Consider the following 24,047-nt stretch of genomic DNA (forward strand, 5'->3'; position numbering starts at 1 on the left):
GTGTTCTTGACGATCCGAACGACCGGTACCACCGAACGACCCGCCACCGACCTGGGCTTTCTGCTGCACAAGCACCCCGGCAAGGCGCAGTCGTTCTCCACCTCGCACGGGCGGGCACACGTCTTCTACCCCGAGGCGTCCGCCGAGTGCTGCACGGCCGCACTGCTCCTGGAAGTCGATCCGGTGGCACTGGTCCGGCGCGGCAAGGAGAAGGGGCGCGGCGGCACGCCCGATGCCGCCCTCGCGCAGTACGTCAACGACCGTCCCTACGCGGCCTCCTCCTTGCTGGCCGTGGCGATGAGCACGGTCTTCAAGAGCGCCCTGCGCGGACAGTGCACCGCCCTCCCGGAGCGGGCCGAGACCCCGATGCCGCTCCGTATCGAGGTACCGGCCCTCCCGGCCCGCGGCGGCCCCGAACTGGTCGCCAAGCTCTTCGGCCCGCTGGGCTGGGACCGGGTCGAGGCCCGTCCGGTGGCGCTGGACGAACAGTTCCCCGACTGGGGCGACTCGCGCTACGTACAGCTCGTCCTGGAGGGCGAGCTGCGGCTCTCCGACGCGCTGCGGCAGTTGTACGTCCTGCTCCCGGTCCTCGACGACGCCAAGCACTACTGGGTCGCACCGGACGAGGTGGACAAGCTGATCCGGGCCGGTGAGGGCTGGCTGGCCGGTCACCCCGAACGCGGGCTCATCACCAGCCGCTATCTCTCCCGCCGCTGGAGCCTGACCCGGCGGGCCGCGGAACGGCTGGAACTCGTCCGCCTGGCCGAGGCCGAGCACCTCGACGTCGAGGACGTCGACAACGCCGTGGACGAGACCACCGACACCGCGGAGCGGCCTGTTCCGCTCGCCGAGCAGCGGCGGGAGGCGATCATGGGGGCACTGCGAGCCGCGGGCGCGAGCCGGGTCCTCGACCTGGGCTGCGGACAGGGCCAGCTGGTGCAGACTCTCCTCAAGGACGTCCGCTTCACCGAGATCGTCGGCGTCGACGTCTCCGTACGGGCGCTGACGGTCGCGGCCCGCCGCCTCAAGCTGGACCGGATGGGAGAACGGCAGGCCGGCCGGGTGACCCTCCTCCAGGGGGCGCTCACCTACACCGACACCCGGCTGAAGGGCTACGACGCCGCCGTGCTCAGCGAGGTCATCGAGCATCTCGACCTGCCGCGGCTGCCCGCGCTGGTGTACGCGGTCTTCCGCTCGGCCCGGCCCGCCACCGTCGTCGTGACCACGCCGAACGTCGAGTACAACGTCCGCTGGGAGACCCTGCCCGCCGGACACGTACGCCATGGGGACCACCGCTTCGAATGGACCCGGGAGGAGTTCCGGAGCTGGGCGGACGAGGTCGCCGTACGGCACGGCTACACCGTGGCGTACCTGCCCGTGGGACCCGAGGACCCCGAGGTGGGCCCGCCGACCCAGATGGCGGTCTTCACCCGTAACGACGAAGACGGCAGCCCTGGCCGCGGCAACGGCCGCACCGGGAATGCCCCGACCGGGAACACCCGTACCGGGAACACTCCTGTCGAAAACACCCACGACCCCCGCGACACCGGCCGCACCGGAGACGACGGCAGCGAGAAGGAGGCGAAGGCCGCATGACCACCCCGCACAAGACCGGTACCACCGGCACCATCAGCACCACGGATGGAACGGCCCCCGGGGACACCGTGCCCGGTGCGCCGCAGACACGCCGTCTCCCGGTCACCGACCTCTCCCTCGTCGTCCTCATCGGCGCCAGCGGCTCCGGCAAGTCCACCTTCGCCCGCCGCCACTTCAAGCCGACCGAGATCGTCTCCTCGGACTTCTGCCGGGGCCTTGTCGCCGACGACGAGAACGACCAGTCGGCCAGCGGCGACGCCTTCGACGTCCTCCACTGCATCGCGGGCAAGCGGCTCGCCGCCGGACGGCTCACCGTCGTCGACGCCACCAACGTGCAGACCGAGAGCCGCAAGCAGCTGGTGAGACTGGCGCGCGAACACGACGTGCTGCCCATCGCCATCGTGCTCGACCTGCCCGAGGAAGTCTGCGCCGAGCGGAACGCCCTCCGCCCCGACCGGGCCGCAATGCCCCGCCGGGTCATCAAACGCCACCGTGCCGAACTGCGCCGCTCCCTGCGCGGTCTGGAACGCGAAGGCTTCCGCAAGGTGCACATCCTGCGCAGCACCGCCGAGGCCGACGCGGCCGAAATCGTCATTGAGCGCCGCTTCAACGACCTCCGGCACCTCACCGGTCCCTTCGACATCATCGGTGACATCCACGGATGCAGCTCCGAGCTGGACACCCTGCTCGCGAAGCTCGGATACGAGAACGGCGCCCACCCGGACGGCCGGACCGCCGTCTTCGTCGGAGACCTGGTCGACCGCGGACCGGACAGCCCCGGCGTCCTGCGGCGGGTGATGTCCATGGTCGGCTCCGGCAACGCGCTCTGCGTCCCCGGGAACCATGAGAACAAGCTCGGCCGTTACCTCAAGGGACGGAATGTCCAGCACACCCACGGACTCGCCGAAACCATTGCCCAGCTGGAACAGGAGGACCGGAAGGACCCCGCCTTCCGCGAGCAGGTGCGGGTCTTCATCGAAGGGCTGATCAGCCATTACGTACTCGACGGCGGTGCCCTCGTCGTCTGCCACGCCGGACTGCCGGAGAAGTACCACGGCCGCACCTCCGGCCGGGTCCGCTCGCACGCTCTCTACGGGGACACCACGGGCGAGACCGACGAATTCGGCCTGCCCGTCCGCTACCCCTGGGCGGAGGACTATCGCGGCCGGGCCGCCGTCGTCTACGGACACACCCCCGTACCCAACACCTCGTGGATCAACAACACCATCTGCCTCGACACCGGAGTGGTCTTCGGCGGAAAGATGACCGCGCTGCGCTGGCCCGAGCGCGAACTCGTCGACGTACCCGCCGAACAGATCTGGTACGAACCGGTCAAACCGCTGCTGACCGAGGCGCCCGGCGCTCGCGAAGGGCGGCCGCTCGACCTCGCCGACGTCCAGGGACGGAGAGTCGTCGAGACCACCCATCTCGCCCGGATCGGCGTCCGCGAGGAGAACGCGGCAGCCGCCCTGGAAGTGATGAGCCGGTTCGCCGTCGACCCCCGGCTGCTCACCTATCTCCCGCCGACCATGGCGCCGACCGCGACCTCGAAGGAGGACGGCTATCTGGAGCACCCTGCCGAGGCATTCGCCCAGTACCGCGACGACGGCGTCACCCGGGTCGTCTGCGAGGAGAAGCACATGGGCTCCCGGGCCGTCGCCCTGGTCTGCCGGTACCCGGCGACCGCGCACGACCGCTTCGGCGTCGGCACCCCGGACGGTACCGGCGGCCCGACCGGTGCGCTCTACACCCGTACCGGACGGCCCTTCTTCGCCGACGAAGCCTTCACCGAGCAGATCATCGGCCGACTGCGCGAAGCCGCGACGGCGGCCGGCCTCTGGGACGAACTGAACACCGACTGGCTGCTGCTGGACGCCGAGCTGATGCCCTGGTCACTCAAGGCGTCCGGGCTGCTGCGCGGGCAGTACGCGGCCGTGGGCGCGGCGGCGGGAGCGGTCTTTCCGCAGGCCACGGCCGCGCTGGAGGCAGCCGTGGCCCGGGGCGTCGATGTGGGCGGGCTGCTCGCGGCCCAGCGGGAACGAGCCGTCGACGCGGCCGCATTCACCGAGGCCTACCGCCGCTACTGCTGGACGACGGACGGTCTGGAAGGGGTGCGGTTCGCGCCGTTCCAGATCCTCGCTGTCCAAGGCCGCTCCCTGGCGGACGTACCCCACGACGAACAGCTCACCCTGCTCGACCGGCTGGTGGCCCACGACCCGACCGGGCTCGTCCGGACCACCCGGCGGCTGATCGTCGACACCGGCGACGAGGAGTCCGTCCGCGCCGGAACCGACTGGTGGCTGGCGATGACCGAGGAGGGCGGCGAGGGCATGGTGGTCAAACCGCTCCGGCCGCTGGCACGCACTCCGAAGGGCGCCCTGGTCCAGCCCGGGATCAAGGTCCGGGGCCGGGAGTACCTCCGGATCATCTATGGACCGGAGTACACCCGTCCGGTCCACCTCGAACAGTTGCGGAAGCGCTTCCTCAACCACAAGCGGTCGCTCGCCCTGCGCGAATACGCCCTCGGCCTGGAGGCGCTGGACCGGCTCGCCGCGGGGGAGCCGCTGTGGCGGATCCACGAGGCGGTCTTCGCCGTGCTGGCCCTGGAGTCGGAGCCCGTCGACCCGAGGCTCTGATCCCACCGCCGCCGGAGCCCGGGGCGGTGCCGCGAGGTGCGCACCGCCCCGGGCCCCGGGCTGCCGGGCCCGGACGGCCGTACGACGGTGCCGGTGTCCACCGGGTGAACGGCCGCGCGGCCGGTGAGGATAGGGGCATGGGATTCCAAGTCGACTCCGAGACCGGGCGGCTGCGCCGGGTCGTACTGCACCGGCCCGATCTGGAGCTGAAAAGGCTCACACCCGGCAACAAGGACGCACTGCTCTTCGACGACGTGCTCTGGGTCCGCCGGGCCCGCGCCGAACACGACGGCTTCGCGGACGTCCTGCGCGACCGCGGCGTCGAAGTCCATCTCTTCGGGGATCTGCTGCGCGAGTCGCTGGAGATCCCCGAGGCGCGGGCGCTCGTCCTCGACCGGGTCTTCGACGAGAAGGAGTACGGGCCGCTCGCCACCGGCCATCTGCGCGCCGCCTTCGACGAGATGACCACCACGGACCTGGTGGCGGCCCTGGTCGGCGGGATGACCAAACGGGAATTCCTCGCCGGGCACCCCGAGCCCATCTCCGTAAGGTTCCACGCGATGGAACTGGACGACTTCCTGCTGGACCCGCTGCCCAACCACATCTTCACCCGCGACACCTCGGCCTGGATCTACGACGGCGTCTCCATCAACGCCATGCGCTGGCCCGCCCGGCAGCGCGAGACCGTCCACTTCGAGGCGATCTACACCCATCATCCGCTCTTCACCGGGCCGCAGGCCGGGCCCTTCCACCACTGGTCACGCGGGCAGGCCGACTACCCCTCCACCATCGAGGGCGGGGACGTCCTCGTCATCGGGAACGGCGCGGTCCTCATCGGCATGAGTGAGCGGACCACCCCTCAGGCGGTGGAAATGCTGGCCAAGGGGCTGTTCGCGGCCGGCTCGGCGCGGACCATCGTGGCCCTGGACATGCCGAAACGCCGGGCCTTCATGCATCTCGACACCGTCATGACCATGGTCGACGGCGACACCTTCACCCAGTACGCGGGACTCGGCATGCTCCGCTCGTACACGATCGAACCCGCGGACGGCCCGCAGGCCCTGCGCGTCAGCGACCATCCGCCCGAGCAGATGCACAGCGCCATCGCCGCCGCCCTCGGGCTGAAGGAGATCAGGGTCCTGACCCCCACCCAGGACGTCCACGCCGCCGCGCGCGAACAGTGGGACGACGGATGCAACGTGCTGGCCGTCGAACCCGGGGTGGTGGTCGCCTACGAACGCAACGCGACCACCAACACACATCTGCGGAAACAGGGCATCGAGGTGATCGAGATCCCGGGCAGCGAACTGGGGCGGGGGCGGGGAGGGCCCCGGTGCATGAGCTGTCCCGTCGAACGCGATGCCGTCTGAGGCCGGGCCCGGAACCCCGTCCTCCTCCGTTTCCCTCCCCTTCCTCCCCCTTGTCTTCTCTCCCTTTCTTCTCCGTGTCCTTCCCCTCCTCCCCTCGTCAGCCCGGTGGCGGAATCCGTGCCCGGGGTTTGTCCGTGCGAGCCGGCGGACATTCTGTATAGTGATGCGGGTAATCGCATATACTTCCATGACCACTGCCGCGACCGACCCAGGAGCACGCGATGGCGATACACCTCGAAGGCCGCCACTTCCTCAAGGAGCTGGACTTCTCCGCCGGGGAGTTCCGTGGACTCGTCGACCTGGCGGCACGGCTGAAGGCGGCCAAGCGGTCCGGCAGCGAGCAGCAGTTTCTGCGCGGGAAGAACATCGCCCTGATCTTCGAGAAGCCTTCGACGCGTACCCGCTGCGCCTTCGAGGTCGCCGCCGCAGACCAGGGTGCCGCGACGACCTATATCGACCCGGCCGGATCGCATATCGGGCGTAAGGAGACCGCGAAGGACACCGCCCGGGTGCTCGGTCGCATGTTCGATGCCATCGAGTTCCGCGGCGACGCCCAGTCGACCGTCGAAGAACTGGCGGACCACTCCGGCGTCCCCGTCTACAACGGCCTCACCGACGACTGGCACCCCACCCAGATGCTCGCCGATGTGCTCACCATGACCGAGCACAGTGACAAGCCGCTGGAGGAGATCGCCTTCGCCTATCTCGGCGACGCCCGTTTCAATATGGGCAACTCCTATCTGATCACCGGTGCCCTGCTGGGCATGGACGTCCGGATCGTCGGCCCCCGGGCGTACTGGCCCGCCGAGGAGATCCAGCTCCGGGCCCGGGAGATCGCCGCGGACAGCGGAGCCCGGATCACCCTCACCGAGGAGGTCGCCGAGGGGGTCCGAGGCGCGGACTTCGTCGCCACCGACGTCTGGGTGTCGATGGGTGAGCCCAAGGAGGTCTGGGACGAGCGGATCAAGGCCCTCGGGCCGTACACGGTCACCATGGACGTCCTCCGCGCCACCGGCAATCCGGATGTGAAATTCCTGCACTGCCTGCCTGCGTTCCACGACCTCGGGACGGCGGTGGCCCGGGACATCCATGAGTCGCACGGTCTGACGGAGCTGGAAGTGACGGACGAGGTCTTCGAATCCATGCACTCCGTCGTCTTCGACGAGGCGGAGAACCGGCTGCACACCATCAAGGCGGTGATGGTGGCGACCCTGGGATCGGGTGTCTATGGCTGACGGTCCCCGCCGGGAGGTGACGGAGGCGCCGGGTATCGCGCACTCGTGACGGAAGTCAGAACATGGTGATAGCTTCGGAGGAGGCAGACGCGGGGCAGCGGTACCCGCCGCCGGAGGAGGCCCCTTCCATGAGCCCCTTTACCGGATCCGTCCAACCCACCGAGGAATGGCGCCATCTGAGGCTTTCGGTCGCCGACGGAGTTGCCACGGTGACCCTGGCCCGCCCGCAGAAGCTCAACGCCCTCACTTTCGGCGCCTATGCCGATCTGCGCGATCTCCTCGCCCAGTTGACACGGGAACGATCCGTGCGGGCACTGGTGATCGCCGGCGAGGGGCGGGGCTTCTGCTCGGGCGGCGACATCGACGAGATCATCGGCGCCACCCTCGCCCTGGACACCGCGGAACTCCTCGACTTCAATCGGATGACCGGTGCGACCGTACGGGCCATCCGGGAGTGCCCGTTCCCGGTGATCGCCGCCGTGCACGGAGTGGCCGCAGGAGCGGGTGCCGTCCTCGCGCTCGCCGCGGACTTCCGGATCGCCGACCCGACCGCCCGATTCTCCTTCCTCTTCACCCGGGTGGGCCTCTCCGGTGGCGACATGGGCGCCGCCTATCTGCTGCCCCGGACCGTCGGCCTCGGCCACGCCACCAGGCTCCTGATGCTCGGAGAGCCCGTGACCGCAGCCGAAGCGGAACGGATCGGCCTGATCAGCGAACTGGTCCCCGAAGGCGCCGCCGGAGAGCGCGCCGCCGCCTTGGCGGCCCGCCTGGCCGCCGGTCCGGCCCTGGCCCAGGCCCAGACCAAAGCACTGCTCACGGCCGAACTCGACATGCCGCTGGCCGCCTCGGTGGAGTTGGACGCCGCCACCCAGTCACTACTGATGACCGGCGCCGACTATGCGGAATTCCACGCTGCTTTCACCGCGCAACGCCCACCGCAAGGGCACGGGCGATGACCGGGCACCGGCCATGACCGGTCACCGGATGCGGCCGCTGCGGATCGCCGTCATCGGTGGCGGCCCCGGCGGGCTCTACGCCGCCGCCCTGCTGAAACGCCACGACCCGCGCCGGACCATCACCGTCTGGGAACGCCGCACACCCCGGGACACCTTCGGCTTCGGAGTCGTCCTCTCCGACGAGACGCTCGGTGCGATCGAACACGCCGACCCCGTTGTCCACCGGTCCCTCCGCCGGGAGTTCGTACGCTGGGACGCCATCGACATCGTCCACCGCGGCCGGACCCTCACCTCCGGCGGACACGCCTTCGCCGCCCTCGGACGGCAGAGACTGCTGGCCCTCCTCCACCGGCGCTGCACGGAGCTGGGCGTACGGCTCCGCTTCCGTACCCCTGCACCGCCCGCCGCCGAACTCGCCGCCGGCCACGACCTCGTCGTCGCGGCCGACGGAGCGGGCAGCGGCACCAGGGAGGCTGCCCCTGAGGCGTACCGGCCCACCGTCACCACCCATGACTGCCGCTACCGCTGGCTGGCCGCCGACTTCGCCTTCGACGCCTTCCGCTTCGATATCGCCGAGACCGATTTCGGAGTGATGCAGCTCCACGGCTACCCCTACGCTCCCGACGCTTCCACCGTGATCGTCGAAATGCGGGAAGAGGTGTGGCGGGCGGCAGGATTCCACACCGCACCGGCGGATCGGGGACCGGACTGGACCGTGGACCGCTGTGCCGAGATCTTCGCCGGAACCCTCGGCGGACGGGGGCTCCGGCACGGCGACTCCACCTGGACCGCCTTCCGTACCATCGTCAGCGAACGCTGGACCCACGGCCGTACCGTCCTCCTCGGCGACGCGGCCCATACGGCCCACTTCTCCATCGGCTCCGGCACCAAACTCGCCGTCGAAGACGCCCTCGCGCTGGCCACCGCCGTCGAGGAGCACCCCCTGCTCGACGATGCGCTCGCCGGGTACGAGGCGGAGCGCCGCCCGGTCGTCGAGTCGACGCAGCGCGCCGCGCTGGCCAGCCTGCGCTGGTTCGAACAACTGGAGATGTATACGGGACAGCCCCCGCGGCAGTTCGCCTTCAACCTGCTGACCCGCAGCCGCCGCATCACCCACGACAACCTGGGACTCCGGGACCCGGTGTTCACCACAGCCGTCGACCGCGACTTCGGCTGCCCTCCGGGCACACCCCCGATGTTCACCCCGTTCCGGCTGCGCGGACTCACCCTGCGCAACCGGATCGTCGTCTCGCCGATGGACCTGTATACGGCGGTGGACGGTGTCCCCGGCGACTTCCACCTGGTCCATCTGGGGGCGCGGGCCCTGGGCGGCGCCGGGCTCGTGATGACCGAGATGGTCTGTGTGACCGCCCGGGGCAGGATCACCCCCGGCTGCGCCGGGCTCTACAGCGAAGAGCAGACGGCGGCCTGGCGGCGGATCACCGGCTTCGTGCATGCCGCGGCTCCCGGTACGGCCATCGGCATCCAGCTCGGCCACAGCGGACGGAAAGGCTCCACCCGGCGGATGTGGGAAGGGGCCGACGAACCCCTCCCCGACGGCAACTGGTCCCTGGTCGCCGCGTCCGCCCTGCCCTACCGGCCGGACGGGCGGGTGCCCACGGCGCTGGACCGGTCCGGTATGACCGCCGTACGGGACGCGTTCACCGCCGCCGCGCGCCGGGCCGCCGACGCCGGATTCGACCTGCTCGAACTGCACTGCGCGCACGGCTATCTCCTCTCCGGATTCCTCTCGCCGCTCACCAACCGGCGCACCGACGGCTACGGAGGCGATCTCGCCGGGCGGCTCCGCTTTCCGCTGGAGGTCTTCGACGCGGTCAGGGACGTCTGGCCCGAGGAGCGGCCCATGACCGTCCGGATCTCGGCGACCGACTGGGCGCCCGGAGGCACGTCGGACACGGAGGCCGTGGCGATCGCCGCGGCCTTCGCCGCTCACGGCGCCGATGCGATCGACGTCTCCACCGGACAGGTCGTCGCGGAGGAGCGGCCCGAGTTCGGGCGGTCGTACCAGGCTCCGTACGCGGACCGGATCCGCAACGCCCTGGGGGTGCCCGTGATCGCCGTGGGGGCGATCTCCTCCTGGGACGACGTCAACTCGCTGCTGCTGGCGGGCCGGGCGGATCTGTGCGCACTGGCCAGGCCCCATCTGTACGACCCGCACTGGACGCTGCACGCGGCGGCCGAACAGGGGTACACCGGCCCGGGAGCGCCCTGGCCCCCGCAGTACCGGGCGGGCAGCCGCAGACCGCCGACCGGGCGCAAGGAGGTGCCCCGCCCGCGGTCGGGCGGTTCCGCCGAACGGTGAACCCGGGCGGCGCTGTCGGCGACAACGATCGGGAACCATCGGTCGAACATGTTGGCGACAACTCGCCAGAAGGGTTCGAAGACCGCCTGAGCGAGGGACACTCTCCGTAGCGAGTGGCGGGGCTTCCGTCACTCCCGGTGGACGAACGAGGCGCCGGCCTCCCGCAGCAGATCGTGCACCTGACGGAACACCCCGGCGGAGCGGCCGCCGGGCCAGCCTTCCGGCAGGAGTTCGATCGGAAGGCCCGGATCGGTGTAGGGCAGTCGCCGCCAGGAGTCCAGGGCGAACAGATAGTCCCGGTAGGCGTCCTCGGCCGAACCGGTCCGCCCCGACGACCACCGGCGGAGTACGGGCTCGTGGGAGTCGAGGAACTCCTCGTGCGCCTTGGCGACGGCGCCGAGGTCCCACCAGCTCGCCACGGCCTCGGAGGTCGCGGCGAAGCCGAGGTGGGTACCGCGGAACAGCTCGACGTACGGGTCGAGCTGGAGCCGGCGCAGGGTGTGCCGGGTCTCCTCGTACAGCCGGGCGGGGGCGACCCACACACCCGGTGCCGCCGAGCCGAAGCCGAGCCGGTGGAGGCGGGAGCGGAGCAGATGGCGCTTGTGGCGTTCGGCCTCGGGCACGGAGAAGACGGCCAGGACCCAGCCGTCGGAGAGAAGGGGGGTGCGATGGTCGTAGATGCGGCGGTCGCCGTCGTCGAGAAGCTGGTGGGCGTCCTGCGACAGTGCGTAGGCCGCCGAGCCGTCGGGAGTGCGCGCGGACAGCAGCAGACCGCGCCGTTTGAGCCGCGAGACGGAGGAGCGCACGGAAGGCGCGTCGACACCGAGCGCACCCATCAGCCGGATGAGCTCGGCCACCGGGAGCGGCCCCGGGCGTTCGCGCCCGTAGGCGCCGTAGAGGGTGACGATGAGCGAGCGGGGGGTGTGCTGGTCGGCCACGTGATCACTCTAGGCTCAGTTCCCGGCCCGCAGCCGGAAGCGCTGAAGCTTGCCGGTGGGCGTGCGGGGGAGCGCATCGAGGAAGACAAAGGCGCGGGGGCATTTGTACGGGGAGAGCCTGGAGCGGACGGCGGCGCCGAGCGCCTCGGCGGTGGCGTCGCCCGGCGGGACACCACCGCGCAGGACGACATAGGCGACCACGATCTGGCCGCGCAGCTCGTCGTCCCGGCCGACGACGGCCGCTTCCATGACGTCGGGATGGTGGAGCAGTGCCTCCTCCACCTCGGGCCCGGCGATGTTGTAGCCCGCCGAGATGATCATGTCGTCGGCGCGGGCGACATAGCGGAACCAGCCGTCGGGCTCCCGAACGTAGGTGTCGCCGGTGAGGTTCCAGCCGTCCCGGACGTACTCCTCCTGACGAGGGTCGGCGAGATAGCGGCAGCCGACGGGACCGCGGACGGCGAGCAGCCCGGGGCTGCCGTCGGGGACGGACCGGCCGGCCGTGTCGACCACACGAGCCTGCCAGCCTGGGACGGGGAGGCCAGTGGTGCCCGGCCGGACGGCTTCGTCGGCCGCCGACAGGAAGATATGGAGCAGTTCGGTGGCGCCGATGCCGTTGATGATGCGCAGGCCCGTCCGCTCGTACCAGGCCTGCCAGGTGGCGGCGGGCAGGTTCTCGCCGGCGGAGACGCAGCGACGCAGGGAGCGGAGGTCGCAGCGCCGGGGGTCGGCCAGCATCAGGCGGTACGCGGTCGGCGCGGTGAACAGCACGGTGACTCCGTGCTCGCCGATCGCGGGCAGCAGCTGCTCGGGTCCCGACCGCTCCAGCAGCAGGGCACAGGCCCCCGCGCGCAGCGGGAAGACGACGAGTCCGCCGAGGCCGAAGGTGAAGCCGAGCGGAGGGCTGCCGGCGAAGAGGTCGTCCGGGGAGGGCCGGAGTATCCGGGCCGAGAAGGTGTCCGCGACGGCCAGCACATCGCGGTGGAAGTGCAGACAGCCCTTGGGTCTGCCGGTGGTGCCCGAGGTGAAGGCGATCAGGGCGACGTCGTCCGCCGCGGTCGGGACCGCGGGGGCGGGCCCGGCGGGGGACCGGGCCGCGAGCCCGAGCAGATCGCCGGAGTCGTCGCCGCCGAAGGGGGTGATCCGCAGGTCCGGCAGCCGTGCGGCGCGCAATTCGGCGAGGGAGCGGACATCGCACAGGGCATGGCTGACACGGGCCAGTTCGCCGATGGTGGCAAGCTCCTCGGCCCGGTGCTGGGCCAGTACGGTCACCGCGATCGCGCCCGCCTTCATCACGGCCAGCCAGCAGGCGGCCAGCCAGGGGGTGGTCGGGCCGCGCAGCAGGACACGGTGACCGGGGACCACGCCGAGACGGCTGCCGAGGACCCGGGCGATCCGGTCGACGCGGTCGCGCAGCTCTCCGTACGACCAGGTCTCGCCGGTGGCCGTGCGGAAGGCCGGGCGGTCGGGGCCGAACCGCTCGATGGTGCGGTCGAGGAGTTCATGGCCGCAGTTGAGCCGGTCGGGGTAGGCCAGCTCGGGCAGCTCGAAGAGGAGGTCGGGCCAGTGCTCGGCGGGCGGCAGCCGATCGCGCGCGAAGGTGTCGAGATGGGCCGAGGGTGTCAGCTCCATGGTGCGCCCCCTTCTCGTGGTGGGGTCGTGCAGGGAGCGTATCGTTGTGATGACGACAGTCAACTGTCCGCGATAGCTGAGATGTATGGGGGACGGATGCCCGTATTCTCCCTTGACCCGGTACAGATCGCCTGGTGTGCCGAACTGCGGGAGCTGGCCGTCGGGAAGCTGCGGCCACTGGCGGCCCGCGGTGAACCCGGCAGGGTCAACCGCCCCTTGCTGGCCGCCCTCGGCGAACGGGGACTGCTGAACAGGATGTTCACCGGGCCGCCGGGCGCGCCGCCCGGAGGCATCCCCGGAGCGGGTGCCGGCTCCGTGCCCGGGGCCGGGTCCGCGGCCCCGGGGGATACCGGGCGGGCGCTGGAGCTGTGTCTGATGCGGGAGTCCCTGGCCTACGGCTGTACCGAGGCGGAGACCGCGCTCGCGCTCCAGGGCCTGGGGGCCTGGCCGATCGCCCGTGCGGGTACCCCGGCCCAACGGCACCGCTGGCTGCCGGAGGTGGTGGCGGGCCGGGCCGTGGCGGCCTTCGCGCTCAGCGAGCCCGGGGCCGGATCGGATGCGGCGGCCTTGACGCTGCGGGCCGTTCCGGATGCCCGGACCGGCCGGGGCGTCCGGCTGCTGACCGGCGAGAAGCAGTGGATCTCCAATGCGCCCGAGGCCGACTTCTACACCGTCTTCGCCCGGACGGACGAGGGCACCGGCTCTCGGGGGATCACGGCCTTCCTGGTACCCGCCGACCGGCCCGGACTCTCCGGGAGCGCCCTGGAGATGCTGTCGCCGCACCCCGTCGGCCGCCTCGTCTTCGACGGCACCCCGGTCACTCCGGCCGATGTGGTCGGGCAGCCGGGGGCGGGATTCCGGGTCGCGATGGACACCCTCAACCTCTTCCGCCCCAGCGTCGGTGCCTTCGCCGTCGGCATGGCGCAGGCCGCACTGGACGCGACCCTCGCCCACACCGCCGCCCGTACCGCCTTCGGCGGCCCGTTGAAGGACCTCCAGTCCGTTGCCCATCAGGTCGCCGAGATGGCCACCCGCACCGAGGCCGCCCGGCTGCTGGTGCTGAGTGCCGCCGCCGCCCATGACGCGGGGGATCCCGAGGTGCCCCGGCGCTCCGCGATGGCCAAACTGTTCGCCACCGAGACCGCGCAGTACGTGGTGGACATCGCCGTCCAGTTGCATGGTGCACGGGCCTTGCAGCGGGGGCATCTGCTGGAACATCTCTACCGCGAGGTGCGCGCCCCGCGGATCTACGAGGGCGCCAGCGAGATCCAGCGCTCCCTCGTCGCCAAGGAGCTGTACGCCCGGCACTCGGCGGCCCGGCGGCGGGGGAGCGGAACATGACCGTGCACCGGACCAACCCCGACGGCCTCGCCCCCGCCTCCGGGTTCTCGCACGCCGTCACCGCCACCGGCTCCCGTCTGGTGTTCCTCGCCGGGCAGACCGCGCTCGACGCCCGGGGCGTGCTGGTGGGAACGGCCCTGCCCGAGCAGTTCGAGACCGCCCTGGCGAATCTGCTGGGTGCACTCGCCGCAGCCGGAGGCGGCCCCGCCGATCTCTGCCGGGTGACCGTCTACACCACGGACGTCGGCGCCTACCGGTCCCATGCCGCCCAGCTCGGCCGGATCTGGCGACGGCTGGCGGGCCGTGACTATCCGGCGATGGCGCTGATCGGGGTCGTACGCCTCTGGGACGAACAGGCCCTCGTCGAGCTGGATGGAACGGCGGTCCTCCCCTGAGCGCGGAGAACCGGCCCCGAGTCGGCCGGGAGGTGATCGACTGGTGGTGCCCCACGGCCGGGCTTAGGGTCAATGGGTGGACACGGCGCACCGAGCGCGCGCCGCGGGCCGCCCGGCCGTACCCTCGGCCGACCCCTTCCGGGGAGGGCACGGCACGTCATGAGCAGCTCCCACTCCCGAGCGCCGCGGGCCACGACCGCCGCGCCGGGCCGGACCGGCGGCGACGGCAAGGGCATCGCCCTGCTCATCATCGCCTCCTGTCAGTTGATGGTGGTCCTCGACATCACCATCGTGAACATCGCCCTGCCGCATATCCAGAGCGCACTCCACTTCTCCACCACCAATCTCTCGTGGGTGGTCAGCGCCTATACGCTCACCTTCGGTGGTCTGCTGCTGCTCGGCGGGCGGACCGGCGATATCCTCGGCCGCCGCCGGATGTTCATGGCCGGTGTCGCGCTCTTCGCCGTCGCCTCCCTGCTCGGCGGACTCGCGCAGCACTCCGGCCAGCTCCTCGCCGCCCGTTCCCTCCAGGGTGTCGGCGGGGCCATCGCCTCCCCGACCGCTCTCGCCCTGATCACCACCACCTTCCGCGAGGGGCCCGAGCGGAACCGGGCGTTCGGAGTGTTCGCCGCCGTATCGGCGGGCGGCGGGGCGATCGGGCTGCTGGCGGGCGGCATCCTCGTCGAGTGGCTCGACTGGCGCTGGGTGTTCTTCGTCAATGTTCCGATCGCCGCACTGATCCTGCTGTCCACCCGGCGCCAAATCCCCGAGTCCGGACGGCATCCCGGGCATTTCGATATCACCGGAGCACTCACCTCGACCCTCGGCATGGTCGCCCTGGTGTACGGCTTCATCAGAGCCTCCCAGCACGGCTGGAGCGACCGGTTCACTCTGGCCTCGTTCGGTGCCGCGGTCGTACTGCTCACGGTGTTCCTGCTGGTGGAGCGGCGCTCCCGGCAGCCGATCACCCCGCTGCACATGTTCGCCGAGCGCAATCGCGCCGGGTCGTACGCCATCATGCTCTGCCTGTCCGCCGCGATCTTCGGCATGTTCTTCTTCCTCACGCTCTACGTCCAGGACGTCCTCGGCTTCAGCCCCCTCACCGCGGGCCTGTCGTTCCTGCCCGTGAGCGTCCTGATCGCGGTCGGCGCCACCGTCACCTCGCGGCTGCTGCCCCGCTACGGCCCGAAACCGTTCATCGTCTGCGGCGCGCTGCTGGCCGCGGGCGGGCTGAGCTGGCTGACCCGGATCGACACCGATTCGACCTACGCGGGAAGCGTGCTCGGGCCGATGCTGGTCTTCAGCGCCGGGATGGGCATGCAGTTCGTCAGCCTCACCCTGACCGCGGTCTCCGGGGTACCGCGGCGCGAGACCGGCGCGGCCTCCGGACTGCTGAACGCCTCCCAGCAGGTCGGCGGTTCACTCGGCCTCTCCATCCTGGTCACCGTCTTCGGGACGGCCGGCGCGGACGAGGCCCGCAGGCTGCTCCCCGCCTTCCTGCGGCAGGCGACCCCGGCCGAGCAGCTCGCCTTCCGGCGGACCGGCCAACTGCCGCAGCCGTGGGGAGCGGAGGTCCTCACCCACGGGATCGCCATGGCGTTCGTGACCGCGACCGTCTTCGCCGTGACCGCCGCGGTGATCGCCCTGGTCGTCCTCCGGATCCGCGCCGCCGACCTCGAACGCCTCCAAGGCAGCGGCCCCGGCTCCGGTACCGCCCCGGATCCCGGTACCGCCCCCGATCCCGGGCCCGATCCCGGCTCCGGCCCTGCTCCCGGCTCCGGGCCGGGTCCGGACCCGGGCCCCGATCCCGGCTCCGGCCGGGGCTGAGGCTCCGGCCGACGCGCGGCATCTCAGGGCCCGGACCCCGTGACGTACCCCCCGACCAGGTCGGGAGCCGGGGTCGGCCCCCGACCTCAAGAGGCCGTGCCGGCGAGTTGTAGCATGCTCCGCGGCAAGCTTGCGCAGTAGTGAACACGGGGGGCGTGACGATGGGGGACAGAGCTGCCGTTCTCATGGGTACGGCAGAGGGGAACGCCCCGCCGTGCGGCAGCACCCCGGCCCGGGGCCACCGTACGGACGGCAGCGCATGAGCGCACGCACCCTCGCCACCCCGTACCAGGACACCGACGCCGACCAGCTCTCCTTCGCCCTCGGCCATCCCCCGATGGCGGCCCTCGCCGTCCGGGAACTCACCGTCGGCGGGCTCGCCGTCCAGCTCCGACTGCTGGGCGCCTCGCACCAGGTCTTTGCCGGACCCGTTGCCGAGACCGTGGCATGCCTGCCCGGCGGCGCGGGAGGTCTGCCGGACACCACCCGGGAGACCGACGGCTGGCAGTATCGTTTCCGCGCCCAGGTGCACCGCTACCCGCCCGAGGAGTTCACCCGGCGGGTGGCCCGGATCGTGCAGCGCGCCGAAGGCCATCCCCATGCCCTGTACGGGGTCTTCCCCGGCGAGCCGGAGGCGGTCACGGCCCTGACCGTCGACGCCGGAACGGGCTCCGGTCCTCCCGGCCCCGGAGCTGAAACCGGGCCCGGCCCCGCAATCGTCTCAGAGCCTGGACCCGGCGGCGACCGCGCCGACGTCTTCCGCGGCAGCGGGCTCAACTGGCGTACTTGGCACACCTACCCGCAGAGCCGCCGGATCGTGGCGACGCACTCCCGGCTGGAGGCCCGATGAAGACCGCCCTACGCATCAGCGTGATACTCCTCTCCGCGGCAGCGCTCACCGCCTGCTCCAGCGACGACGACAGCAACGGCAGCGCCACGCACGTCAACGACGTACCGATCCACTGGATCCGCAGCGAGTACACCCCGAACACCGGTGGCTACGTCGACCCCGTCGACGTACCGAACACGGTCGCCGACGAGATCCACACCAACACCGCTTCGCGCGACCGCCTCTCCGCCGAGAGCACGGTCTACCTCCGCTACGACGACGACATCGTCGCCGTCACCAAGCAGCCGCGCGGCAGCCTCATCGAGATCCAGGACTACCGCTCCGGCTACTCCCGCTGGCAGCACCACCTCCGTACCTCCTCCTGGCCCGACCCGGCGGCCCAGAGCTTCCGCGGCGGGGGCCCCGGCTCCGGCAAATGAGCCCCGGCCGCGCGACCGTGCCCACGCGCGCGTGACCGCAGCCGCCCGCGCGCAACCGACCGCGACCGTGCCGCCGAGCCCGTCACCACGACCGTTCCCCCCGAGTCCGTAACAAACGTCACCCGAAAGGCACCCCCGTGGCAGAGATTTTCGAGTCGGCAGGCACCGCACTGCTCTACGGACTCGTCGGCTTCGTCGTGATGGCGGCCGGTTTCATCGCCCTCGACCTGGTCACCCCCGGCAAGCTCTTCCACGTCGTGTGGTCGGAGCGCAACCGGGGCGCCGCCGTGCTGCTGGCCGGTCAGACCCTGGCGATCGGCCTGGTCATCGAGGAGTCCATCCGGGCCAGCGAATCCGAGCAGGGCCTGGGCTACGGCCTGCTCAGCACCCTGCTGTACGGATTGGCCGGGGTGATCGTGATGACCCTGATCTCCCTGATCGTCGGCCTGCTGACGCCCGGCCGGCTCGGCGCCGCCGCCCTGGAGGACAACGGCGACCGCCCCCATCCCGCCGCCTGGGTGATGGCTGCCACCTACCTCGGCGCGGCCTTCATGGTCGGCGCCGCCGTCTCCTGACGCCGGGACCGGGTCCACGATGAGCACCACCACGGAGGAGCGCGCCGCCCCGACCGCCACGGAGGAGCCGATGCGCATCCCCACCTCCCGGGGTGCGCGGTTCCTGCTGATGCTCGCCGTATTCATCTGCGCGGCCTGCGGACTGATCTACGAACTCGCGCTCACCGCGCTCGGCAGTTACCTCATCGGCAACTCCGTGATGCAGACCTCCGTGGTCCTGTCCGTCATGGTCTTCGCCATGGGCATCGGCTCCCTCGCCGCCAAACCGCTCCAGAAGCGGGCGGTCGGCGGCTTCGCCCTCGTCGAGGGCGCCTTGGCGCTCGTCGGCGGACTGTCGGTACTGATCCTGTACGTCTGCTTCGCCTGGCTGCGCATCTACATGCCCGCCATGATCGTGGTGTCGTTCGTGGTGGGCCTGCTGATCGGTGCCGAGATCCCGCTGCTGATGACGCTCCTCCAGCGCATCCGCCGCCAGGAAGCCGGCAGCGCGGTCGCCGATATGTTCGCCGTCGACTACATCGGCGCCCTGGTCGGCGGACTCGCCTTCCCCCTCCTCCTGCTCCCGGCCTTCGGCCAGCTGAAGGGCGCCCTGGTGGTGGGGGCCGTCAACGCGGTCGCCGGGGTGATCGTGGTCCTGTGGATCTTCCGGCGGGAGACCCGGCGGATCGTCAGAGCGGGCCTGATCGCCGGGATGGCGGCCGTACTCGCCGTGCTGGGCACCGTCTACGTCCTCGCCGACGAGATCGAGGTCACCGCCCGGCAGCAGCTCTACCGCGATCCCATCGTGCACGCCGAGACCACCCCGTACCAGGACATCGTCATCACCCGGTCCACCGCGTTCACCGGCTCGCCCGATCTGCGCCTCTTCCTCAACGGCGACCTCCAGTTCTCCTCCGTCGACGAGTACCGCTACCACGAGAGCCTCGTCCACCCCGCGATGGCGGGACGCCGGTCCTCGGTGCTGATCCTCGGCGGCGGCGACGCCCTCGCGCTGCGCGAGGTCCTCCGCTACGACGACGTACGGCAGGTCACCCTGGTCGACCTGGACCCCGCGGTGACCGATCTGGCCCGGACGTACGGACCCCTGCGGGAACTCAACGGCGGTGCGCTCGAAGACCCCCGGGTGACCGCCGTCAACGCCGACGCCTTCAACTGGCTGCGGGATGCCCGGCAACGCTACGACGCGGTCCTGATCGACTTCCCGGACCCCGACACCGCGTCCCTGGCCAAGCTCTACAGCGTGGAGTTCTACCACCTCCTCGGCCGGGTGCTGAACCCCGGGGCACGCGTGCTGGTGCAGGGCGGATCGCCGTTCTTCGCCCCCAAGACGTACTGGTCCATCGTCGAGACCATCGCCGAAGCCGGATACGCGACCACCCCCTACCAGGCGGATGTACCGAGCTTCGGCAACTGGGGCTTCGTCCTGGCCACCCGGGGCAGGGACACCCCCGCCCCCGCCCTGCGACTGGCCCCCGAAGTGCCTCGGCTGCGGTTCCTCGACTCCGCCGTCCTGAAGGCGTCGACCGTCTTCCCCGTCGACCGGCGGCCCCGCGAGGTGCGCGCCAGCACGCTGATGGACCCGGTGGTCCTGGAGTACACGCGCCGGGAGTGGCGGGACTACTGAGCCGCCGTGCGGGGCGGTTCGCCGACCGTCCCGCACCGCGGGGGAGCCCTCGCAACCACCCTTCCGGCCGGGCCCGATGCCGACCGGGACCGTGCCGCGGAACACCTCGAACACCCCGAACCCCCTCGTGTCCTGGGCTGTCAGTGCCGGCAGCTACGGTGCCCGAACAGAATCAGCAGGTGACAGCGGGCAGGGGCGGGAGAACGTGACAGTGCAGAACGGTGACAGGGTGGACGTGGAGTACTGCGAGGGCTGGGATCCGGCGGTACGCGAGGCAAGCGCTCCGATGCCGGAGAGCGAAGCCCGTCGCCGGGACGCGTCGGGGGAACCGTACGCCGTCCTGCTTTCTTCCCGGGCACAGCCGAAGGCACTGTTCCAGGTCGATTGGCACCACGGCTATCTCGGGCTGTTCCTCTTCGACTCGGAGGCGCGGCGCGACCGGGAGTACGAGTACCGGCAACTGGACGAAGGGCTGCTGCATCTGCGCCGGTACCGGCAGTGGCGGCCGACGGCCGGCAGCGGGCCCGAGTGCGTGGGGACCGAGCCGTACTTCTCGATGGAGATCGACCCGGACGGAAGGGCCCGGCGCATTCTGAACAGCGACGGATCTCTGCATATCGGCGCCGACGTCCCGGCCGAGCACCACACGGTGGCCAAAGCGGAGTTCGGGGCCTGGACCGCCTATGTCTCCGGGCGGATGCTCGGGACGGCCGACCCGATCGCCCTCCACCCGGCCGCCGCCCCCGGGGCGCCGGTCCCCGGGCCTCGCGGTACCGCCCTCTGGACGGCTCCCGTACCGCTGCAGCCGGGGGACCTCGAAGCGCTCTTCACCTCGGGGACCCGGCTGGCCTGCAAGGACGGCACGGCAGTGGTCGAGGAGCCCGCCCGGGCGGGACTGCTCCGGCTGCCGACCGGTTCGGTGACCGCACGGGACCCCCACCCGATGTGCTCTGCCGACCAGGCTTTCACCGTGACCGTGCCGCCCGGCGACTACCCCGTTCTCATAGCCACCATGAAATGGGAGGGAATGGGGTGGGGGGAGACCCCCGCCGCGATGCTGCGGATCACCGACGAGCCGACCGTCGTCTGGGAGCTCGCCCTGCAGCCGGGGCAGGATCCGCGTCTGCTGAGCCGAGACGAGTTCTACGGTTTCGGAGTCGACACCGGTACGGCGTGCTTCTTCGACGCATCCGGCCGCGACACGCTCCCCGAACTCTTCAAGAACCGGGCGCAGGAAGCCCGGTGGGATCACGAGAAGGGTTCGTGCACCGTGGACGACCCGGTCGGCGGCACCAACCTGATCGCCTACTGCAGCGGCCACGGCGACGGCTCCTACCCCGTGTGGATCGGCCGCAGCGCCGAGGGTTCCGTCACCTGTTTCGTCGCCGACATGCTCGTCGTCCAGGACGGCCGCCCGCTGCCGCCGGCGCTCCCGGGACCTGTCGGCTGCATTTCCCCCTATGCCGGGAGGACATCGGACCGCCGGACCGCGCCCTTCACCGACCCCGGATCCACCAGCGACTTCATCGAAGGCCGGATCGCCGACGTCGTCGCGTTCAAGGAGGAGCGTCAGTACAACCGTTTCCGGTGAGGCGCCGAGCCGACCCCGCGGGCGCAGTAGTTCAACCGGTGCGCGGCGAAAGGATTTTGCGCGGTACGTTCCCGGTGGAGCCGTAAGCGCGGTGCTCCCGGGGTATCCCCGGAGCAGCAACTCCCTTCGCGGGCCCCTGGATCAGACGGTCCGTGCATCCGTCCGTCCTGGTGCCCCCGCACCCGGGGGCCCGGGTCCCCTGTCCCGACCGCCGCGCGATCCCCGCGGCGGTCAGCGAAAGGACATCCATGCGTCGTACGCTCTCGGCCGCCCTCGCCACCGCGGCATCGGCCGTGCTGGTGGGCACCGTCATGGCGAACCCCGCCCATGCCGTTCCCGCGGACAAGCCGCAGATCCTCTCCCAGTGGACGCAGACCAGCGCGAGCAGCTACAACTCCTGGTCGGCCGCCCGCGGTAACCAGGGCGCCTGGTCCGCCTACCGCTTCGACTGGTCCACCGACTACTGCTCCAGCTCCCCCGACAACCCCTTCGGCTTCCCCTTCCGGAACTCCTGCGCCCGCCATGACTTCGGGTACCGCAACTACAAGGCGGCCGGTTCCTTCAGCGCCCACAAGGCCCGGCTGGACAGTGCCTTCTACGAGGACCTCAAGCGGGTGTGCGCGGGGTACGGCGGAGCGGCGAAGGTGACGTGCAACAGCACGGCCTGGACGTACTACCAGGCGGTACGCGCCCTGGGCTGAGCCGGACGGCGCGCCGGGGCGGGAGCGTCCCGGCGTATGTACCGCAGGGTGGGGGGCCTCCGGGGTGCGTACCGGCGGGGCCGGGCCCGTGGCGCGCCGCGTCGCGGGCAGCGGCCCTTCCCTCAGGCGTCCACCGCCCCGCCCACCGGCCGGACATGGCTCTCCACCCCGTCCAGCAGCCGCCGGAGCCCGAAGTCCAGGCCGGGCGAGATGCCGTTGTACGCGGTGCCGCCCGGTTCGAAGACCCCCGATGCCACCAGCCGCGACAGGGCGGGGAACCGGCTGCCGTCCATGAGTTCCCGCATCGCGCGGGCGTAGTTCCCGCCCCTCTCCTCGACCGATACGCCGGTACGGTCCGGAGCCTGTTCCAGCTCCAGGGAGGTCCGGGCCAGATCCCGGACGGCACCGGCGACGAACATCGCCAGATGCAGCATCTCGTCGTCCGCCAGGCCGATGTCCGACAGCTCCTGGAGCAGTGCTTCCAGCCACCCGAGCTGGTTGGGCCCGAGCGGCGGGGTGCTGATGGTGACGTCCAGCAGCCAGGGGTGCCGGTCGTACACCTTCAGTATCGACCGCACCCAGTGGTAGACCCCCGCCCGCCAGCCCGGCGCCTCCGCCGAACTCTCCGCCGATTCCTCCGCCGGTCCGTCCGGAGCGGCGGACCCCGGCGGCGGACCGATCGCCCGGTCGTACACGATGCCGACGAGCTGATCCTTGCCGGGGACGTACCGATAGAGCGACATGGCCGTATAGCCCAGGCGTCCGGCGACCTGCTGCATCGAGATGCCGTCGAGCCCCTCCGCGTCGGCGATGGCGATGGCCGTCGAGGCGATCTTCTCCACCGAGAGCCCCCTCTTGGGACCCCGCGACGGGCGCCCGGGGGCGTCGCCCCACAGCGCCTCCTGGGTTCTGGCCCGGCTCTCCCTGGACTTTCGACTCGCGCTCATCGCTCTCCGTGATCGAGTTGAGAGTGTCGGTGGAAACCCTCTAGCGCTTATACCGGAGTTTACGCCATATACGATTTCTGATCTCCGGTCCACGGGGGAGCTGTGCCGGTATGGCCGTCGGTTGTGCGATCGAAGTGAAAGGGCTGCGCAAAGGGTTCGGCGCCGCGCCGGTCCCGGCCTCGGTGGACCCGTTCGGCGCCGCGTTGACCGCCGTCGGGGCCGCCGACGACCTGCGCAACGGCCCGGTCGAGCGGTTCCGTACGATGCCGGTGTCCGGCGCGGCGGTCCTCGTCGGGCAGGTGGTCCCGGCCGTACTGCGCAATGTCCTCGCCGTGGCGCTGGTGACCGGCGTCGGTCCTGGCGCTCGCCGCCGCCTTCACCGTGCACCGCTTCGCCCGGCGGACCGGCGGGCGACACCGTACCGCCACCGCCACCGCACCGGTCGCCGTCCCGTCCCCTCCCGTGCCGGGTTCGGCAGACCCCGGCACCCGACCGAGGAGTCCGCTGGTCAAGATGCCCGCCTCCGCCTTCGACCCCCTGACCGACCGCGCCTTCCTGGCCTGGACCCGGGAAGTCTGCGAGCAGCTCCAACTCGAACCGGGCCGGGCCGAGGAGTCCAACGACTTCCTCGCCTTCCTCGGGAAGCACTTCACCCTCAACGGCGAGCTGCCGGCGGACCATCTGGCCCCGCTGGTGCAGCAGCGGAGGATCGACGTGTCGACGCGCTGGGCGCGCCGGCTGTTCGACCGGGCGCGCCGCGAGACGGGCCTCGGCATCGAGGAGGCGTTGTGGTCCGAACCGCCCGGCCATCGGGAACCCACCGGCCTGACCCAGGTAGGGAACACCACGATCCTGGCCGTCCGTGAACCGGATATCGCCTGCGAGACGGGGGACGCTGTGCAGGGGTATGTGATGGACCGTTACCGGACGGTCTGGCCGGTCTGTCCCGGGCACGGCCTCGGATACCACGCGGTGCTCGTGGGAGGCGCCCCCCAGTGGGAGTGTTCGTCGGGAGCCCACCGGGTCCCGATGCCCGGCGAGCACCACCGCTGACCGGCGGCTGAGTGAAGACCGGCGGCCGGGTGAAGGCC

19 protein-coding genes are annotated in these 24,047 nt (G+C 71.2%); 16 read left to right on the plus strand and 3 right to left on the minus strand.

What is annotated here, in order from left to right:
- From ACIQ9E_RS01075 to ACIQ9E_RS01100, 6 genes are all read left to right on the plus strand, one after another.
- The gene (locus tag ACIQ9E_RS01075) at positions 1 to 1,596 is read left to right on the plus strand and encodes a 3' terminal RNA ribose 2'-O-methyltransferase Hen1 (protein ID WP_403699976.1); all 1,596 of its coding nucleotides are present in this window, start codon (positions 1 to 3) and stop codon (positions 1,594 to 1,596) included.
- The gene (locus tag ACIQ9E_RS01080; RefSeq protein ID WP_403699979.1) at positions 1,593 to 4,232 is read left to right on the plus strand and encodes a polynucleotide kinase-phosphatase; all 2,640 of its coding nucleotides are present in this window, start codon (positions 1,593 to 1,595) and stop codon (positions 4,230 to 4,232) included. Before ACIQ9E_RS01075 ends, ACIQ9E_RS01080 begins: the two co-directional genes overlap by 4 nt.
- A 137-nt stretch (positions 4,233 to 4,369) precedes the next feature.
- Positions 4,370 to 5,602 carry an arginine deiminase gene (locus ACIQ9E_RS01085; protein WP_403699982.1) on the plus strand — a complete coding sequence of 411 codons (1,233 nt, stop codon included), beginning with the start codon at positions 4,370 to 4,372 and terminating at the stop codon, positions 5,600 to 5,602.
- 221 nt (positions 5,603 to 5,823) lie between these two features.
- Positions 5,824 to 6,837, plus strand: a complete 1,014-nt coding sequence (gene argF, locus ACIQ9E_RS01090; protein ID WP_403699985.1) for an ornithine carbamoyltransferase — start codon at positions 5,824 to 5,826, stop codon at positions 6,835 to 6,837.
- Between the two features lie 128 nt (positions 6,838 to 6,965).
- Positions 6,966 to 7,793 carry an enoyl-CoA hydratase family protein gene (locus ACIQ9E_RS01095; protein ID WP_403699988.1) on the plus strand — a complete coding sequence of 276 codons (828 nt, stop codon included), beginning with the start codon at positions 6,966 to 6,968 and terminating at the stop codon, positions 7,791 to 7,793.
- A gap of 13 nt (positions 7,794 to 7,806) precedes the next feature.
- Positions 7,807 to 10,116 carry a bifunctional salicylyl-CoA 5-hydroxylase/oxidoreductase gene (locus ACIQ9E_RS01100; protein ID WP_403699991.1) on the plus strand — a complete coding sequence of 770 codons (2,310 nt, stop codon included), beginning with the start codon at positions 7,807 to 7,809 and terminating at the stop codon, positions 10,114 to 10,116.
- Between the two features lie 128 nt (positions 10,117 to 10,244).
- Here the strand turns inward: ACIQ9E_RS01100 and ACIQ9E_RS01105 are convergent, their stop codons facing one another.
- Together ACIQ9E_RS01105 and ACIQ9E_RS01110 are read right to left on the minus strand one after the other, a co-directional pair.
- Positions 10,245 to 11,054 carry a PaaX family transcriptional regulator C-terminal domain-containing protein gene (locus tag ACIQ9E_RS01105; RefSeq protein WP_403699994.1) on the minus strand — a complete coding sequence of 270 codons (810 nt, stop codon included), beginning with the start codon at positions 11,052 to 11,054 and terminating at the stop codon, positions 10,245 to 10,247.
- A 15-nt stretch (positions 11,055 to 11,069) separates the two neighbouring features.
- Entirely contained in the window at positions 11,070 to 12,686 is a 1,617-nt protein-coding gene (locus ACIQ9E_RS01110) for an AMP-binding protein (protein ID WP_403699997.1), read from the minus strand.
- 96 nt (positions 12,687 to 12,782) lie between these two features.
- On the opposite strand from ACIQ9E_RS01110, the gene ACIQ9E_RS01115 reads away from it, so the two are divergent.
- The 9 genes from ACIQ9E_RS01115 (at position 12,783) to ACIQ9E_RS01155 (ending at position 22,009) form a co-directional block, all read left to right on the plus strand.
- Positions 12,783 to 14,027 (plus strand): acyl-CoA dehydrogenase family protein, encoded by a 1,245-nt coding sequence (locus ACIQ9E_RS01115; RefSeq protein WP_403700000.1) that lies wholly within the window; start codon positions 12,783 to 12,785, stop codon positions 14,025 to 14,027.
- Complete coding sequence (locus ACIQ9E_RS01120; RefSeq protein ID WP_403700002.1) at positions 14,024 to 14,422, plus strand: RidA family protein; 399 nt, start codon at positions 14,024 to 14,026, stop codon at positions 14,420 to 14,422. Before ACIQ9E_RS01115 ends, ACIQ9E_RS01120 begins: the two co-directional genes overlap by 4 nt.
- A 159-nt stretch (positions 14,423 to 14,581) precedes the next feature.
- A complete protein-coding gene (locus tag ACIQ9E_RS01125) occupies positions 14,582 to 16,249 on the plus strand; it encodes an MFS transporter (RefSeq protein ID WP_403700005.1) in 1,668 nt (555 codons plus the stop codon).
- Positions 16,250 to 16,508: 259 nt separating this feature from the next.
- Complete coding sequence (locus tag ACIQ9E_RS01130; RefSeq protein WP_403700009.1) at positions 16,509 to 17,099, plus strand: DUF2617 family protein; 591 nt, start codon at positions 16,509 to 16,511, stop codon at positions 17,097 to 17,099.
- Entirely contained in the window at positions 17,096 to 17,518 is a 423-nt protein-coding gene (locus ACIQ9E_RS01135; RefSeq protein ID WP_403700012.1) for a DUF4247 domain-containing protein, read from the plus strand. Before ACIQ9E_RS01130 ends, ACIQ9E_RS01135 begins: the two co-directional genes overlap by 4 nt.
- A gap of 137 nt (positions 17,519 to 17,655) precedes the next feature.
- Entirely contained in the window at positions 17,656 to 18,093 is a 438-nt protein-coding gene (locus tag ACIQ9E_RS01140; RefSeq protein WP_403700015.1) for a DUF350 domain-containing protein, read from the plus strand.
- Positions 18,094 to 18,163: 70 nt separating this feature from the next.
- Complete coding sequence (locus ACIQ9E_RS01145; protein ID WP_403701264.1) at positions 18,164 to 19,717, plus strand: polyamine aminopropyltransferase; 1,554 nt, start codon at positions 18,164 to 18,166, stop codon at positions 19,715 to 19,717.
- 205 nt (positions 19,718 to 19,922) lie between these two features.
- The gene (locus tag ACIQ9E_RS01150) at positions 19,923 to 21,308 is read left to right on the plus strand and encodes a DUF4241 domain-containing protein (RefSeq protein ID WP_403700019.1); all 1,386 of its coding nucleotides are present in this window, start codon (positions 19,923 to 19,925) and stop codon (positions 21,306 to 21,308) included.
- 248 nt (positions 21,309 to 21,556) lie between these two features.
- A complete protein-coding gene (locus tag ACIQ9E_RS01155) occupies positions 21,557 to 22,009 on the plus strand; it encodes a phospholipase (protein WP_403700022.1) in 453 nt (150 codons plus the stop codon).
- 122 nt (positions 22,010 to 22,131) lie between these two features.
- Here ACIQ9E_RS01155 and ACIQ9E_RS01160 read toward each other — a convergent pair whose 3' ends face one another.
- Positions 22,132 to 22,956 carry a TetR/AcrR family transcriptional regulator gene (locus ACIQ9E_RS01160; RefSeq protein WP_403700025.1) on the minus strand — a complete coding sequence of 275 codons (825 nt, stop codon included), beginning with the start codon at positions 22,954 to 22,956 and terminating at the stop codon, positions 22,132 to 22,134.
- A gap of 513 nt (positions 22,957 to 23,469) precedes the next feature.
- Here ACIQ9E_RS01160 and ACIQ9E_RS01165 point away from each other — a divergent pair.
- Positions 23,470 to 24,009 (plus strand): hypothetical protein, encoded by a 540-nt coding sequence (locus ACIQ9E_RS01165; RefSeq protein ID WP_403700028.1) that lies wholly within the window; start codon positions 23,470 to 23,472, stop codon positions 24,007 to 24,009.
- The last annotated feature ends 38 nt before the right edge of the window (positions 24,010 to 24,047 follow it).

Origin of the sequence: Streptomyces sp. NPDC094448, assembly GCF_044763775.1 — a bacterium.
Classification (GTDB): Bacteria; Actinomycetota; Actinomycetes; order Streptomycetales; family Streptomycetaceae; genus Streptomyces.

Bases quoted from the DNA above. Each gene is read 5' to 3' on its own strand.
- ACIQ9E_RS01095 (WP_403699988.1), top strand. From the start codon at position 6,966: ATGAGCCCCTTTACCGGATCCGTCCAACCCACCGAGGAATGGCGCCAT.
- argF (WP_403699985.1), top strand. From the start codon at position 5,824: ATGGCGATACACCTCGAAGGCCGCCACTTCCTCAAGGAGCTGGACTTC.
- ACIQ9E_RS01155 (WP_403700022.1), top strand. From the start codon at position 21,557: ATGCGTCGTACGCTCTCGGCCGCCCTCGCCACCGCGGCATCGGCCGTG.
- ACIQ9E_RS01130 (WP_403700009.1), top strand. From the start codon at position 16,509: ATGAGCGCACGCACCCTCGCCACCCCGTACCAGGACACCGACGCCGAC.
- ACIQ9E_RS01145 (WP_403701264.1), top strand. From the start codon at position 18,164: ATGCGCATCCCCACCTCCCGGGGTGCGCGGTTCCTGCTGATGCTCGCC.
- ACIQ9E_RS01100 (WP_403699991.1), top strand. From the start codon at position 7,807: ATGACCGGTCACCGGATGCGGCCGCTGCGGATCGCCGTCATCGGTGGC.
- ACIQ9E_RS01080 (WP_403699979.1), top strand. From the start codon at position 1,593: ATGACCACCCCGCACAAGACCGGTACCACCGGCACCATCAGCACCACG.
- ACIQ9E_RS01085 (WP_403699982.1), top strand. From the start codon at position 4,370: ATGGGATTCCAAGTCGACTCCGAGACCGGGCGGCTGCGCCGGGTCGTA.
- ACIQ9E_RS01115 (WP_403700000.1), top strand. From the start codon at position 12,783: ATGCCCGTATTCTCCCTTGACCCGGTACAGATCGCCTGGTGTGCCGAA.
- ACIQ9E_RS01160 (WP_403700025.1), bottom strand. From the start codon at position 22,956: ATGAGCGCGAGTCGAAAGTCCAGGGAGAGCCGGGCCAGAACCCAGGAG.
- ACIQ9E_RS01165 (WP_403700028.1), top strand. From the start codon at position 23,470: ATGCCCGCCTCCGCCTTCGACCCCCTGACCGACCGCGCCTTCCTGGCC.
- ACIQ9E_RS01110 (WP_403699997.1), bottom strand. From the start codon at position 12,686: ATGGAGCTGACACCCTCGGCCCATCTCGACACCTTCGCGCGCGATCGG.
- ACIQ9E_RS01135 (WP_403700012.1), top strand. From the start codon at position 17,096: ATGAAGACCGCCCTACGCATCAGCGTGATACTCCTCTCCGCGGCAGCG.
- ACIQ9E_RS01120 (WP_403700002.1), top strand. From the start codon at position 14,024: ATGACCGTGCACCGGACCAACCCCGACGGCCTCGCCCCCGCCTCCGGG.
- ACIQ9E_RS01125 (WP_403700005.1), top strand. From the start codon at position 14,582: ATGAGCAGCTCCCACTCCCGAGCGCCGCGGGCCACGACCGCCGCGCCG.